Source organism: Sphingomonas sp. DG1-23, from assembly GCF_030730875.1.
Lineage (GTDB): Bacteria > Pseudomonadota > Alphaproteobacteria > Sphingomonadales > Sphingomonadaceae > Sphingomonas.
In genome coordinates this window covers 41,904-56,697 of sequence record NZ_JAVAMA010000016.1, presented here as the reverse complement: position 1 = coordinate 56,697, position 14,794 = coordinate 41,904, and the positions used below count along the sequence as shown (strand labels likewise).

At 67.9% G+C, this 14,794-nt stretch carries 9 protein-coding genes; 5 read left to right on the top strand and 4 right to left on the bottom strand.

All coding sequences use genetic code 11. The features are described from left to right. Positions 1-28 precede the first annotated feature (28 nt). Complete coding sequence (locus Q9Q95_RS20585; protein ID WP_306099040.1) at positions 29-5,785, top strand: alpha-2-macroglobulin; 5,757 nt, start codon at positions 29-31, stop codon at positions 5,783-5,785. A 252-nt stretch (positions 5,786-6,037) separates the two neighbouring features. Beyond that, positions 6,038-8,140 (top strand): penicillin-binding protein 1C, encoded by a 2,103-nt coding sequence (pbpC, locus tag Q9Q95_RS20580; RefSeq protein WP_306099083.1) that lies wholly within the window; start codon positions 6,038-6,040, stop codon positions 8,138-8,140. A 166-nt stretch (positions 8,141-8,306) separates the two neighbouring features. Here the strand turns inward: pbpC and Q9Q95_RS20575 are convergent, their stop codons facing one another. Both Q9Q95_RS20575 and Q9Q95_RS20570 read right to left on the bottom strand, forming a co-directional pair. Beyond that, on the bottom strand, positions 8,307-8,828 hold the full coding sequence (locus tag Q9Q95_RS20575; protein WP_306099039.1) for an RcnB family protein: 522 nt from the start codon (positions 8,826-8,828) through the stop codon (positions 8,307-8,309). 100 nt (positions 8,829-8,928) lie between these two features. After that, positions 8,929-9,408 (bottom strand): outer membrane protein assembly factor BamE, encoded by a 480-nt coding sequence (locus Q9Q95_RS20570; protein WP_306099038.1) that lies wholly within the window; start codon positions 9,406-9,408, stop codon positions 8,929-8,931. A gap of 120 nt (positions 9,409-9,528) precedes the next feature. Between Q9Q95_RS20570 and Q9Q95_RS20565 the strand changes: the two genes are divergently transcribed. After that, the gene (locus Q9Q95_RS20565) at positions 9,529-10,041 is read left to right on the top strand and encodes a ubiquinol-cytochrome C chaperone family protein (protein WP_306099037.1); all 513 of its coding nucleotides are present in this window, start codon (positions 9,529-9,531) and stop codon (positions 10,039-10,041) included. Further along, positions 10,038-10,568: a YceD family protein gene (locus tag Q9Q95_RS20560; protein ID WP_306099036.1), complete on the top strand. Its 531-nt coding sequence runs from the start codon at positions 10,038-10,040 to the stop codon at positions 10,566-10,568. Before Q9Q95_RS20565 ends, Q9Q95_RS20560 begins: the two co-directional genes overlap by 4 nt. Positions 10,569-10,592: 24 nt before the next feature. Here the strand turns inward: Q9Q95_RS20560 and Q9Q95_RS20555 are convergent, their stop codons facing one another. Continuing rightward, positions 10,593-11,408 carry an alpha/beta fold hydrolase gene (locus tag Q9Q95_RS20555; RefSeq protein ID WP_306099035.1) on the bottom strand — a complete coding sequence of 272 codons (816 nt, stop codon included), beginning with the start codon at positions 11,406-11,408 and terminating at the stop codon, positions 10,593-10,595. 208 nt (positions 11,409-11,616) lie between these two features. Beyond that, complete coding sequence (locus Q9Q95_RS20550; protein ID WP_306099034.1) at positions 11,617-12,270, bottom strand: TetR/AcrR family transcriptional regulator; 654 nt, start codon at positions 12,268-12,270, stop codon at positions 11,617-11,619. 110 nt (positions 12,271-12,380) lie between these two features. Here Q9Q95_RS20550 and Q9Q95_RS20545 point away from each other — a divergent pair, with 110 nt between their 5' ends. After that, positions 12,381-14,723 (top strand): TonB-dependent receptor, encoded by a 2,343-nt coding sequence (locus Q9Q95_RS20545; protein WP_306099033.1) that lies wholly within the window; start codon positions 12,381-12,383, stop codon positions 14,721-14,723. The last annotated feature ends 71 nt before the right edge of the window (positions 14,724-14,794 follow it).

Genomic DNA, 14,794 nt, shown 5'->3' with positions numbered 1-14,794 from the left:
GCGCGCGCCTTTTGGGGGATTGGTTGCAATGAAGCTCGCTGCCCGGCTGGGGATCCTGGCGTTGATCGCCGCGCCGCTCGGCGCGACACTGGCGATGGGCGACAACAGCCCGCAGGTGGAAATGGCCACGCCCGGCGTCGGGGGCGGCGCGATCGAGCGGTTCACCGCGCGGTTCAACCAGGCGATGGTTCCCCTCGGCGATCCGCGCGCGGCAGGGCCGTTCAACGTCGAATGCCCGGTCGGGGGCGAAGGGCGTTGGGTCGACCAGCAGACCTTCGTCCACGAATTCGCCAGCCCGCTCCCCGGCGGGGTGACCTGCACCTTCACCCTGAGGGACAAGCTCAAGAGCCTCGCCGGCTACGCGCTGACCGGCCAGACCAAATTCACCGTCGACAGCGGCGGCCCGATCGCCCGCGCGGTACTGCCGAGCCGCTATGGCGGGCAGATCGAGGAGGACCAGACGTTCCTCGTCGCCGCCAACATCGCGCCGGATCGCGCTTCGGTCGGCGCGCATGCCTATTGCGCGGTCGACGGCGTCGGCGAGAAGATCCCGGTCGACGTGCTTCCCGCCGACGTGCCGGGCAAATTGCTCGCCGGGCTCGGCACCGATCAATGGGCAGTGCAGAGCTTCCTCGAAGAAGCCGGGCTGCCCAAGGCGCTTCCCGCCAGCGAGGCCGATCGCGCCAAAGCGACCGCCAGCGTCGTCGCGCTCAAATGCCGCCGGCCGCTCCCGCCGGGCCGCGACGTCGCCTTGGTCTGGGGCAAGGACATTGCGGCCGGCGCCCGCACCGCGGGCACCGACCAGCGCTTCGACTTCACCGTGCGCAAGCCGTTCGCCGCGCGCTTCGAATGCTCGCGAGTCAATGCGCAGGCCGGCTGCAGCCCGGTGCAGGACGCATGGGTGCGCTTCTCGGCGCCGATCCCGCGCGCGCAGGCCGAGGCGATCCGCATCACCTTGCCCGACGGCAAGGCGCTGACCCCGGTCTTCTCCGACGAGGAGAAGCGCAAGGCTACGATCGCCGACGTCAAGTTCAAGGCGCCGCTCCCTGCGGCGGTGACCGCGAAGCTGACGCTGCCGGCCAATGTCACCGACGAAAGCGGCCGGAAACTCTCCAATGGCGAGCGCTTCCCGCTCGACGTGCGCTTCGACGAGGCGCCGCCGCTGGTAAAGTTCGCCGCCGATTTCGGCATCCTCGAAGCCGCCGAGGGCGGAGTGCTCCCGGTCACCGTGCGCAACGTCGAGGGCCAGCTCGCCGGCAACCAGATGGCGGTCGGCGGCCAGAGCCTCAAGGTCGAGGGCGGCGACGGCGAGATCGCCAGATGGCTGCGCGCGATCGACGATGCCGCCGAGACCAAGAGCGACAACATCCGGCGCGGCGAAGAGACGATCCAGATCAACCAGACGGGGGCGAAGCCCTTGCTCACCCCGGCGACCGGCAAGCCGTTCCAGGTCTCGCTCCCCGGCAAGGGCAAGGATTTCGAAGTCGTCGGGATCCCGCTGACCAAGCCCGGATTCTACGTCGTCGAGCTCGCCAGCCCGCGGCTCGGCAATGCGCTGCTCGGCCGCAACAGCCCGCGCTACGTCGCGGCTGGCGCGCTCGTCACCAATATGAGCGTGCATTTCAAATGGGGCCGCGACCAGTCGCTGGTCTGGGTGACTGCGCTCGACAGCGGCAAGGGCGTCGGCAGCGCCGAGGTGCGCATCACCGACAGCTGTACCGGGCAGGTCCTCGCCAAGGGCACCACCGATGCGTCGGGCCGGCTCGGCGTTCCTGCCGGACTACCTGAGCCCGAGACCTATTCGAGCTGCGAAGGCGGCAATGATTCGCCACTGATGATCTCGGCGCGCAAGGCCGACGATTTCAGCTTCACCCTGACCCAATGGGGCGAGGGCATCCGCCCCTTCGATTTCGACCTGCCTTATGGCTGGCAGAAGCAGGAGCAGATTTTCCACACGGTGTTCGATCGCGCGCTCGTCCGCCAGGGCGAGACGATCCACATGAAGCACATCGTCCGCCAGCCGATCGCCGGCGGCTTCGGCACGTCGCCGGCCTTTACCGGCACGCTGCGCCTGTCGCATCGCGGCTCGGACACCAAGTACGATCTGCCGCTGAGCATCGACGCCAACGGCATCGGCGAGACCGAATGGACCGCGCCGCAGGGCGCCAAGATGGGCGATTACGACGTCCAGGTCGTGCGCACCGAGGATGGCGACGAGAAAGTCGTCTACACCAGCCAGTCGTTCAAGATCGACGAATACAAGCTCCCGACGATGAAGGCCTCGGTCGCCGGGCCCAAGGAAGCCGCGGTGCGGCCAAGCACGCTGCCGCTCGACCTGTTCGTCGGCTATTTGTCGGGCGGCGGCGCGGGCAATCTGCCGGTCGAGCTCCGCGTCGGCTGGTTCGAGGGAATCAGCACTCCGGACGGCTATGACAGCTACAGCTTCGGCGGCCGCGCGCTGACCGAAGGCGTCAAACCCCTGAATGGCGACGACGAGACCGACGAGGAATCGACTCCGCTGCCGCCGACCCAGACCTTGCCGGTCACCTTGGGCGGCGACGGCACTGCGCGGACCTCGGTCGAGGTGCCGCAGAGTCTCGACCAGCCGACCAATATGCAGATCGAGATGGATTATCAGGACGCCAATGGCGAGATCCTGACCGCATCGCGGCGAATCCCGATCTACACCAGCGCGGTCCAGCTCGGCATCAAGACCGACGGCTGGCTGATGAAGCAGGACGATTTGCGGCTGCGCTTCGTCGCGCTTGATACCTCGGGCAAGCCGATCGCCAATCAGGCCATATCCGTCGAGCTGTACAGCCGCGAGATATTGACGGCGCGGCGCCGGCTGATCGGCGGCTTCTACGCGTACGACAATCAGATGAAGACGACGAAGCTGGGCGCGACCTGCTCCGCGACGACCGATGCGCAGGGGCTGGCGAGCTGCCAGCTCGACCCGGGCGTGTCGGGCGAGGTCTATGCCGTCGCCACGACCAGGGACGCAGAAGGCAATGTCGCGCGCGCGACGCGCTCGACCTGGCTGGTCGGCGACGACGATTGGTGGTTTGGCGGCGACAATGGCGACCGCATGGACGTCATCCCCGAGCAGCTCGAGTACAAGGCCGGCGAGACCGCCAAATTCCAGGTCCGCATGCCGTTCCGCGAGGCCACCGCACTGGTCACGGTCGAGCGGGAGGGCGTGCTGTCGAGCTTCGTCGTCGGGCTGAGCGGCAAGGATCCGGTGATCGAAGTCCCGATGCCGGCCGCCTATGCGCCCGACGTCTACGTTTCGGTGATGGCAGTGCGCGGGCGTGTTTCGGGCTTCGCCAATTGGCGCTCGAACCTTGCGCGCGATTGGGGACTGCCCTTCTCGCAGGATGGCGGCAAGCCGACCGCGACGGTCGACCTCGCCAAGCCGGCGTATCGGCTCGGCATCGCCAAGGTGAAGGTCGGCTGGGAAGGGCATCGGCTCGGCGTCGCGGTCAAGGCCGAGAAGGCGACCTATGCGGCGCGCGACATGGCCAACGTCGACATTCAGGTGAAGAACCCCGACGGATCGTCGGCACGCGAGGCGGACGTGGCGTTCGCTGCGGTCGACGAGGCGCTGCTCCAGCTCGCCCCCAATGAGAGCTGGGACGTGCTGACGGCGATGATGGGCGATCGGCCGATCTCGGTGCTGACCTCGACGGCGCAGACCCAGGTGGTCGGCAAGCGCCATTACGGCAAGAAGGCGGTCGAGGCCGGCGGCGGCGGTGGCGGCGATCTCTCGGGGCTCAACCGCGAGAATTTCCAGCCGGTATTGCTGTGGAAGGGCAAGGTCCCGCTCGACGACAAGGGCCACGCGCGAGTGCAGGTGCCACTGTCGGATGCGCTGACTTCGTTCAAGCTGGTTGCGATCGCCACCAACGGCGCGCAACTCTTCGGCACCGGCGAAGCGAGCGTCCGCACCCATCAGGATCTCAGCATCTATCCGGGCGTGCCGCAGGTGGTGCGCACCGGCGACACGTTCGGGGCGATGTTCACGCTGCGCAACGGATCGGACAAGCCGATGCGGGTGACCGCGACGGTCGCGCTCACTCCGGCGGTCGCCCAAGGCAAGCCGCTGACCGTCGAGATCCCGGCGGGCGGCGCCGCGCCGGTCAGCTGGAACCTCACCGCGCCGAACGCGGCGGGCCAGCTCAGCTGGACCGTCTCGGCCAGGTCGGCCGACGGCAAGGCAGTCGACAAGGTGACGGTGGCGCAGGACGTGATCCCCGCGGTACCGGTCGAGACCTGGGCGGCGACGCTCGCCCGGGTCGGCGAAGGCACCAGCTTCTCGATCGCCCCGCCGGCGGGCGCTTTGCCGGGCTTGGGCATGGTCGACGTGACCTTGGCCGACACGCTCGCGCCGCCGCTGCAGGGGGTGCGCGATTATATGGCGGCCTATCCCTATGGCTGCCTCGAGCAGCGCACCTCGCGCGCGATCGCGCTCGGCGACACCGGCATGTGGAACGGCATTGCCGGCGAGCTTCCCGCCTATCAGGACGGTGACGGGCTGCTGCGTTACTTCCCCGGCGAATGGGCGGGATCGGAAGCGCTCACTGCCTATATCCTGTCGATCACCGCCGAGGCGGGGCTGCCGCTGCCCGACGGCCCGCGCGCCAAGGCGATCGACGCGATGAAGGCAGTGCTCGACGGTCGGCTGCGCCGCGAGGATTATGGCGATGTCCGGCTCCAGCGGATCGCGGCATTCTCGGCGCTCGCGCGGCAGGGCGCGGCGACCGCTGCGATGCTCGGCCAGCTCGGCATCGCGCCGAACGAAATGCCGACCTCGTCGCTCGCCGATTATCTCGCAGCCTTGGCCAAGGTGCCCGGCCTCGCCAACGGCACGCAGCTCCGCGCCGATGCCGAGCAGGTGCTGCGCACCCGATTGGTCTATGAAGGCACCCGGATCGACTTGAGCGACAAGGGCAACATGCCGTGGTGGCTGATGTCGTCGGACGACGAAGCGGCGATCAAGGCAGTGATGGTGACGCTCGGCCGCCCCGGCTGGCAGGCCGACACGCCCAAGATGATGGTCGGCGTGGCGATGCGCCAGCAGCGCGGTCATTGGGGTACCACCACCGGCAACGCCTGGGGGACGATCGCGGCGCGCAAATTCATGGCGGCCTATCCGGCCGAGGCGATCGCGGGGATCACCACCGCCAGCCTCGGCAGCGCCAGCGTCAGCCGCCCCTGGCCCTTGCTCGAGCCGCAGCGCAGCTTCAGCCTGCCGCTGCCGACGGCGGCGACGCCGTTGGTGATGCGTCAGTCGGGCGGTGCGGGGCCGTGGGCGTTCGTCCGGGTCAAGGCGGCGGTGCCGCTCACCCAGCCGCTGATGGCCGGGTACAAGATGACGAAGCAGGTCAGCGTGGTGCAGGGGCTCGCGCCCGGGCGCCACACCCGCGGCGACGTGATCAAGGTGACGATCAGCGTCGAGGCCTCGGCCGAACGCAACTGGGTGGTGATCAACGATCCGGTGCCGAGCGGCGCGACGGTGATCGGCAGTCTTGGCGGCCAATCCGAAATGCTCAACCAGCAAGCCGGAACCGCCGAAGGCGTCTCGCCCAACTGGATCGAGCGCGGCCAGGGCTCGTGGCGGGCTTATTATGGCTGGGTGCCGCGCGGCAGCTTCACGATCTCCTACGTGATGCGGCTCAATGCCGCGGGCCGGTTCAGCCTGCCGGCGACGCGCGTCGAAGCGATGTATTCGCCCGAAATCCGCGCACAGCTGCCCAATGCGGTGATGACGGTGGCGGAGCGGTGATGCGTGGCATCGTAATATCTTCGTGCTCCTGCGGAAGCAGGAGCCCAGGGCGGCAAGCCGTGCGCTCGGGACTCTGGGCTCCTGCTTCCGCAGGAGCACGAACCTAGGCTGATGCGTCGTTTCGGAGATCTGCTGGCGGCACTTGGCGTCGTCGCCGGCAGGATAGACCGCTTCCCCGAAGCGCTCGCCGCATGGGCACGTGGCCAGCGCGCCGCTTTTCGCGAACGCGGCTGGCGCGGGGTCTTCACCCCGATGCGCATCGTGCTCGCCGCTGCCGCGCTGCTGATCGGCACCTTCGTCACCCTGTCATGGATCACCCGCCCGCCGCCGCTGCCCGGCTATGCCGCGGTGGTCGCCAACTGGAAGCCGTCTGAAGCCTGGCTGTACGACCGCAACGGTCGCCTGATAGACAGCAGCCGCGTCGATTATCGGGCGCGCCGGCTCGGCTGGGTCCGGCTCGCCGACGTCTCGCAAGTCGCGCGCGACACCTTGGTCGCCGCCGAGGACCGGCGCTTCCGCAGCCATGACGGCGTCGACTGGTGGGCGCTGGGCGGCGCGCTCCGCGACCGGCTCGAGGGCAAGCGCGCGCGCGGCGCCTCGACCTTGTCGATGCAGGTCGCCGCCTATCTCGCCCCCGAGCTCGCCGCGCCGGGGCATCGCGGCACATGGGATAAGCTCCGCCAGATGCGCGCGGGTGCAGGGCTCGAGGCGCGCTGGAGCAAGGACCAGATCCTCGAGGCGTATCTCAACCTCGCCGGCTTTCGCGGCGAGGCGCAGGGGATCGCCGCCGCCGCGCTCGGGCTGTTCGGCAAGACCCCGGCGACGCTCACCCGCGACGATGCGCTGCTGCTCGCGGCGTTGCTGCCCAATCCGGGGGCGGGATCGACCGAAGTCGCGCGGCGCGCCTGCGCGCTCGGCCACGACAAGGATTGCAGCCGTTTCGCCGGCGCAGCGGCGTCGATGCTGGGGCCGGCGCGCAGCCTCGCGCTCGATCCGGGGCTCGCGCCGCATCTGTCGGCCAAGCTGCTCGACAAGCCCGGCGCACGGATCACCTCCACGCTCGACGCGCGGATCCAGTCGGTCGCGATCGCGGCGCTGCGGCGGCAGCTGCAGGGGCTGGGCGGCACCCGCGCACGCGACGGCGCGGTGGTGGTGGTCGACAATGCCAGCGGCGACGTGCTCGCTTATGTCGGCGGGATCGGCGGCGAATCGACTGCGGCCGCTGTCGACGGCGCGTCGGCGTACCGGCAGGCGGGCTCGACGCTCAAGCCGTTCCTCTACGCGCAGGCGATCGAGAAGGGCTATCTCACCGCTGCTTCGATCCTCGACGATTCGCCGGTCCAGCTCGACACTGCTTCGGGGCTATACGTCCCGCAAAATTACGATCGTGCGTTCAAGGGGCCGGTCTCGGCGCGGGTCGCGCTGGCGGGGTCGCTCAACGTGCCGGCGGTGCGCGCCTTGCTGCTCACCGGAGTCGATGCGTTTCGCGACCGGCTATGGGATACCGGCTATCGCGGGCTGGTCGAGGACGGCCAATATTACGGCTATTCGCTCGCTCTGGGCTCGGCGGAAGTGACTTTGCTAGAACAGGTTGCTGCGTTTCGCAGCCTCGCGCTCGGCGGACGCTGGTCGCCGCTGCGACTTACTCGCGCCACGCACAAGGCGCCGCTGCGGAAGATCGTTTCGCCGGAGGCGGCATGGATCGTCGCCGACATTCTGGCCGATCCCAATGCCCGCGCCGGCACCTTCGGAGTCGATTCGGCGTTGCGGCTGCCATTCTGGGCGGCAGCCAAGACGGGCACCTCAAAGGCGATGCGCGACAATTGGTGCATCGGCTTCAGCGACCGGTTCACGGTCGGCGTCTGGGTGGGCAATCTCGAGGGCGATCCGATGCGCGCGGTCTCGGGAACCAGCGGCGCGGCGCCGGTCTGGCGTGACGTCATGATGGCACTGCACAGCGCCACCCCCGGAAGAGCGTCGCCACCGCCGCCCGGGATCGAGTCACGGACGATCCGTTTTGCCGAAGGCATCGAGCAGCCGCGCCGCGAATATTTCATAAAGGGTACGGCGCTCAGCGAAGTCGCCTCGGCGCCTGCCGCGGCACGGCGCCCCCACATCGTCAACCCGGTGGCGGGAAGCGTCTATGCGCTGGATCCCGATATTCCGCTCGACCGCCAGCGCCTCGCGATCGCCGTGGCAGGGGAAGTCGCCGGGCATCGCCTGCTGCTCGATCGCGACGATCTCGGCACCGCCGATACCCGGCCGCTGATCCTCCCGCGGCGCGGCCAGCACCGGCTCAAGCTGGTGGATCTCGGCGGCCGGGTGGTCGATCAGATCCTCTTCACGATTCGCTGAAATTCGGCCGCCGAAATTCGAAAGTCGCTACGGGAGCGAAATGCTTTTTCGCGCGTTCAATCGCGCGGTCCTACCCCTTTCGGGACTGTGCTCACGGGCACCGGCCGCGCTGCCGCAATCGGCGCGGCCGAACCCCGGAGCGACGCCGCCGCTCCGGGGTGGGGCTTTACCAATAGAAGCCCGGGATCGTCCGGATCACGATGCCGCGGCGCGTGTCGATCAACAGCACGTCGTCATAATGGCGCACCCAGCGCTGATAGCGGCCGGCCGAGGGCAGGCGATAGCGCCACGGATCGGAGATGACGTAGCGCGAACCCCAATAATTCGGCGCGATCCGCACGCCGCTGCGGAAGCGGGTATAGCCGAACGGCGCGCGCCAATTGCCGCGGGCATAGACGCCGCGGTTGCGGCCGCGATAGTCGCGCCAGTCATTGTCGCCCCAGCGGCGATTGCGGTCGCGCAGATCCTCGCGATATTCCTGACGGGCCTCGCGGACGTCGCGGCGCTCGTCGCGGATGTCGCTGCGATCGCCGCGGCGGCGGGCGTCGCGCAGCTCGCGCTGTTCCTCGCGAATATCCTGACGGTCGCGGCGCAGCTCGCGGTTCGATTGTGCGCTCGCTGTGGTCGGCAGCGCCACCGCCGGCATCGCGACGGCGGCCAGCAAGGCTGCGGTGATGATCTTCTTCATGTCGTTCCTCCGGACACAGGCCGGTTTTCTCCGGCACCTTCGCACTCTGGAGGAGGCTCGCTGAACCGCGCGGGAATGCCGCGGTCAGCAATCAGCAAGCTTACTGACCCGAACCACCGGGTGCGCCCGCGCCGCCGGTGCCCGGCGCGCCGACCGTGCCGATATTGCCGAACAGATCGCTGAAGAAGCTGCGCTTGCGACCGAGGGTCGGGGTGGTCTTGCCGTAGGGATCGACCGATGCGATCAGATCCTGGTTCATCCGGTCGACCGCGGCGACGTTGCCGGCCGCATCGAAGCGTACGCGGATCGTGGTCTGCTCGCGGACCTTGGGATCGCTATAGCCGAAATTCCGGCTGTCGCGCGACACGTAATACCATTCGCCCTGGTTGAATTGGCTGGTCAGCGTCGGGCGGCCGAGCGTCTGCATCACCGATTCGCGGGTATCGACCCCGGGCTGCACCGAATCGACCAGCTCCTTGTCGATCACATAGCCCTGGTGCGACTTGATCGGCGCGCAGGCGGTGCTGCCCATGGCGGCGAGGAGCGCGGCGCAACCGGCAAGGCGAACGGGGAAGGGCATCGAAATCTCCAGGGCAACGCGAGCACCGGCGCGCATTGCATCGCGCGCCATTCGCCTCAATATGCGGCAAAATGCGGCCAAACAAGGTCGCGCCCGCTTTCACACGGACGAAGAACCAACATGGGACTGCTCAAGCGCCTGTTCGGCGCCTCCGATCGCGGCACGGCGCCGAAGCTCTATGACGCGATCGTCGCCGCCGGCCGCGCCCCGCATTGGTATCTGCAAGGCGAAGTTCCCGACACGATCGACGGCCGCTTCGACATGATCGCCGCGATTCTGTCGCTGGTGCTGCTGCGGCTCGAGAGCGATCCGCAAGCGATCGCGCCGAGCACCGCGCTCGCCGAATGCTTCATCGACGACATGGACGGTCAACTGCGCGAGATCGGCATCGGCGATATCGTCGTCGGCAAGCATATGGGGCGGATGATGGGCATGGTCGGCGGCCGGCTCGACGCCTATCGCGCCGGCCTGGCGGGTGACGGGCTGGGCCCGGCGCTGGTTCGCAACCTCTATCGCGGGCATCCGCCGACCGACGCCGCGCTGGCCCATGTCGAGACGCACTTGCTCGGATTGCGCGACAGGCTGGCGGCCCTGCCCACCGCCGCCGTCCTCGCCGGGGAGGTGCCGCAATGACCTCCGAATTCCCGCGCCCGCATCGGCTCGACCAGATCGGCGCCGGCGAAACCGCCGTCGAGATAGAAGCCACGCCCGAAGAATGCGCCGCGCTCGCCCGGCGCTTCGATCTGGTCGGCATCGATCGGCTGGCCGCGCGCTTCGCGCTTCGCCGCGACGCGATCGGAATTCTCGCGACCGGCCATCTGTCGTCGGCGGTGACTCAGTCCTGCGGCGTCACCGGCGATCCGCTGCCCGCGACTATCGACGAGGATTTCGCGATCCGTTTCCTGCCCGAGCCCGAGGGAGAGGAAAGCCATGACGATGTCGAACTCGACGAGGAAGAGATGGACACCGTGTTTTACATCGGGAGCGTTCTGGATCTCGGCGAGGCGGCGGCGGAGACCCTCGCGCTCGCGCTCGATCCCTTTCCGCGCAGTCCGAACGCGGCGGAAGTGCTCCGGCAGGCCGGCGTGATCAGCGACGAGGATGCGGGGCCGCTGAGTCCCCTTGCCGCTGCGCTCAAGGGCAAGCTCGGCAAGGACTGAAAAGCGCGCGCAGGGCCGCTAGCCTTAACCGCGGTGCGTCAGAAAGTTGCGGAGGAGCATCGCCGTCCCGGCCGGATGTTCCTCGGGGAAGAAATGGCCACCCGATACCGGCTGGCCTTGCACCGCATCGGCCCAGCGCCGCCACAGGCCGAGCGGTCCCCCCGCATCCTCATACCAGGCCGCGAGTCCTCCCTGGTCGCTCCATAGCGCCAGGAGCGGGCAGGCAATGCGATGCTCCGCGTCGAGATCGGCTTTGTCGACCTCCCGATCCACGCCCGCCGCGGCGCGATATTCCTCACAGATGGCGTGGACATGCGCGGGGTCGCGCAGCGCCTCGACATAGGCTTCGCGAATCCAGGCGGGAAATGCGTCCGGCGACGATCCCCAATGGGTGATCGCATTGTCGACAACGGCATCCGGCGCCGCCGCTATCAGACGTTCGGGGAGCGGTGCCGGCTGCGCGAGCAGGGAGAATGGCCAGAACGCCAAGGCGAGGCGGGCGTCTGCGCGGTCCCACACTTCGTAAGTCGGGACGACATCGAGCACGGCGACATGCGAGATGCGATCGGGGTGATCGAGAGCCGCGCGATAGGCGACGCGGCCGCCGCGGTCATGGCCGATGATCGCGAAGCGTTCGTACCCGGCATTTCCCATGGCGCGTGTGAGCGTCGCAGCCATTGCGCGTTTGGACATGGAGGCGTGGTCGTCCCTGTCGCGGGGGCAGCCACTGCGCCCATATCCCGGCAAGTCCGCGACGAAGACCGTGAAGCCGGCTGCGAGCAGCGGCGCGACTTCACGCCACATCAGGCCGGTTTGGGGGAAGCCGTGCAGCAGAAGCACGGCGGGCCCGGTGCCGCCCCGGCGCACGAAGATCGGCTCTCGACCGGAATCGAGCCAGAGCGATTCAAATCCGGGGAAGGCGCTTTCCTCCGGTGCCATGAAGGAAGAACAGCGCGAGCCATCCGGAAGTTCATTGCTTGTCATGAAGGGGCAGCGGCGTGACGCATCCGAACGCCGCCGGGGGCAGGTCGCGCCTTGTGCTCGCAGATCAGGTGCTGGTGGCGATTCCCCGCGCCAGCATCGCCGCCACGGTCTCGGCGATCGCCTCGGGCGCGACGTCCTCTTCCCAGACGCTGTAGCGCAGCCCGAGAAAGACGTTCATGCCCATGATCGCCCAAGCATGAACTTCGCCGACATCGTCGCGCACCTCGCCGCGTTCCGCGGCGGCGCGCAGACGTCTGGCGATGCGATCGGCGGTGGTGGCATAATGCATGCGGAAGCTCTCGGGGTCGACGAACTCGGCTTCGTCGATGATCCGGTAGATCTCCTTGTGGGTGCGCGCGAACCGGATGAAGGCGAGCAGCGCCGCCTGCTCGGCCGCGATCTGGCCCGGCGCGCCCTTGAGCGCCGGCGCGACATGCTCACGCACCTGTTCGGACATGTCGCGGACGAGCGCGCGGAACACGTCGTCCTTCGAATCGAAATAGGTGTAGAAGCTGCCCAGCGCGACGCCGGCGCGGCGGGTGATCCCGCTGATCGAGCCCTCGTGGAAACCCTTTTCGCCGAACTCCTCGGCCGCCGCGTCAAGGATCGCGCGCAGCGTCTTGCGGCCGCGCGCGGTGCGCGGCTCCTTGCCGGCGCTCGCCGCCTCGGCAGTCGCCGCGGAGTGCGATGCGGCATTCGTGCCCCTCTCGCTCGTCATCGTCACCCCTCCTGTTCTTCCAAGTTGAAACCCGGTTCAGGTTTCAGTATAGCGTCCTTCGACAGCTTACAACCCGCACAAGACCGGGTCGAATTCTGGGGAGGAAAACCATGTCACGCCTGATGCCGTCTGCCCGCACGATTCTCCACGCCGGCACCGCCTTGGCCGCGCTCGCCGCGTTTCCGGCGCTTGCGCAGGACGCCGGCACTGCCGCGCCGGTCGAAGAACAAGCGGAGACGCAAGGGTATGACGGCGAGATCGTCGTCACCGCACGCCGCCGCGAGGAGACGCTGCGTGACGTGCCGATCGCCGTCACTGCCTTTACCGGCGAGCAGCTCGAGGCATCGGGTGCGCTCGACATCACCGACATCTCGAACACAACCCCCAACGTCACGCTCGAAGTGTCGCGCGGTACCAATTCGACGCTGTCCGCTTTCATTCGCGGCGTCGGCCAGCAGGATCCGGTCGCCGGGTTCGAAGCCGGTGTCGGCATCTATCTCGACGACGTCTATCTCAACCGTCCGCAGGCCGCGGTGCTCGACATTTACGATGTCGAGCGGATCGAAGTGCTGCGCGGGCCGCAGGGCACGCTCTATGGTCGCAACACCATCGGCGGCGCCGTGAAATATGTGACGCGCCGGCTCGGCGACACGCCGACGGTCAAGCTGCGCGGCAGCTATGGCTCGTACAACCAGATCGACGCCGTGGTCAGCGCCAGCGCCCCGATCGGCAATAGCGGGCTGCGCGTCGGGGCGGCATATGCGAGGCTCACGCGCGACGGCTTCGGCGAGAATCTGACGACCGGCTCCGAGAATTACGACAAGGATCTGTGGGCCGCGCGCGGGACGGTCGAGTTCGAGCCGAGCGCCGAGGCGTTCTTCCGCATCTCGGGCGACTATACCAAGGACACCAGCCAGCCGCGCGGCGGCCACCGCCTGATCCCCGGCATCGCCACCGGCGCGCCCGTGCTCGACGATGTCTACGACACCCGCGCCGGCCTCACCAGTCCGGCGCAGGAAGTCGAGGCATGGGGCGTCACCGGGCTGATCGAATTGAAGCCCGCCGACTGGCTGACCTTCCGCTCGATCACCAGCTATCGCAAGGACGACAGCGCGACGCCGATCGACTTCGATTCGCTCGCCGCGGTGCAGGTCGACGTACCGGCCTTCTACAACAACAAGCAGTTCAGCCAGGAAGCGCAACTCCTCGTCGACACCGGATCCTTCTCGGGCCTGCTCGGCGTCTATTATCTCGACGCCGAGGCGCGCACCGTGTTCGACGTGCGGCTGCCGGGCGGGGTGACCGCGCTGACCTATGGCAATGTCTTCACCGACACCGTCGCGATCTTCGGCGATTTCACCTATGATCTCGGCGAGATGTTCAGCGTTTCGGCGGGCGGGCGTTATACCTGGGATCAGCGCCAGTCGACGGTGCTGCGCCAGACCTTCCTCGGCGGCGGCTCGCCTTTCTTCGGCGGCGCCGGCACCTTGTTCGCCACCACGTCCAACTTCCGCGGCGAGGCCGATTTTGCGCAGTTCACCCCGCGCGCCTCGATCAGCTTCAAGCCCAATGCCGATCACAATCTCTATGCGAGCTGGGCCAAGGGCTTCAAGGGCGGCGGCTTCGATCCGCGCGGCCAGTCGACCGCGTGCCGCACCCCGGCGGGCGGGGCGTGCACGCCGCAGCAGATATACGATTTCCTCGCTTTCGATCCCGAAAAGGTCACGACCTATGAGGTGGGCTACAAAACAGGCCTGTTCGACCGGCGGGTCAATCTGGCGATCGCCGCCTTCCAGTCGGACTATACCGACGTTCAGGTGCCCGGCTCGATCGGCACCACGGTGAACGGCCAGCAGACCTTTATCGGCGTCACCACCAATGCCGGCAAGGCGCGGATCAAGGGCGTGGAATTCGAGGGCAATGTGGTCGCCTCGCGCGATCTCGGCGCGCCCGGCGGCACGCTCAACCTCAGCTGGACGCTCGGCTATCTCGACGCGAAATATCTGCGCTTCATCGATGCGCGCGGTATCGACGTGGCGGACCGCCGCAAGATTCAGAATACCCCGGACCTGACCGCGAGCGGCACCCTGGCCTATACGGTGCCGGTCGGCGAGGGCTCGATCAGCGCGAGCACCACCGTCTCGTATCGCGGCGATTCGCAGCAGTTCGAATTGCGCACGCCCTTGCTCGATCAGCCGGCCTATACCTTGCTCGATGCCAATCTGGTGTGGGACATCAACCAGACCTTCTCGCTCGGGGTGCATGGCCGCAACCTGACCAACAAGCGCTACATCGTGTCGGGCTATAATTTCCTCGCGCAGAACCCCGATACCGGGGAGTTCCTGCGCACGCCGGCCGGCGCCTATGTCCCGACGCTCGGCACCGAGGGCGTGCTCACTGCATATTACGGCAATCCGCGCCAGGTGTTCGTGACCGGGACGGTCAAGTTCTGATTGCAACCTCCCTCTCCCGTCGGGAGAGGGAAGGGGTCCGCCGCGTAGCGGGGGGAAGAGTGAGGGTCCAA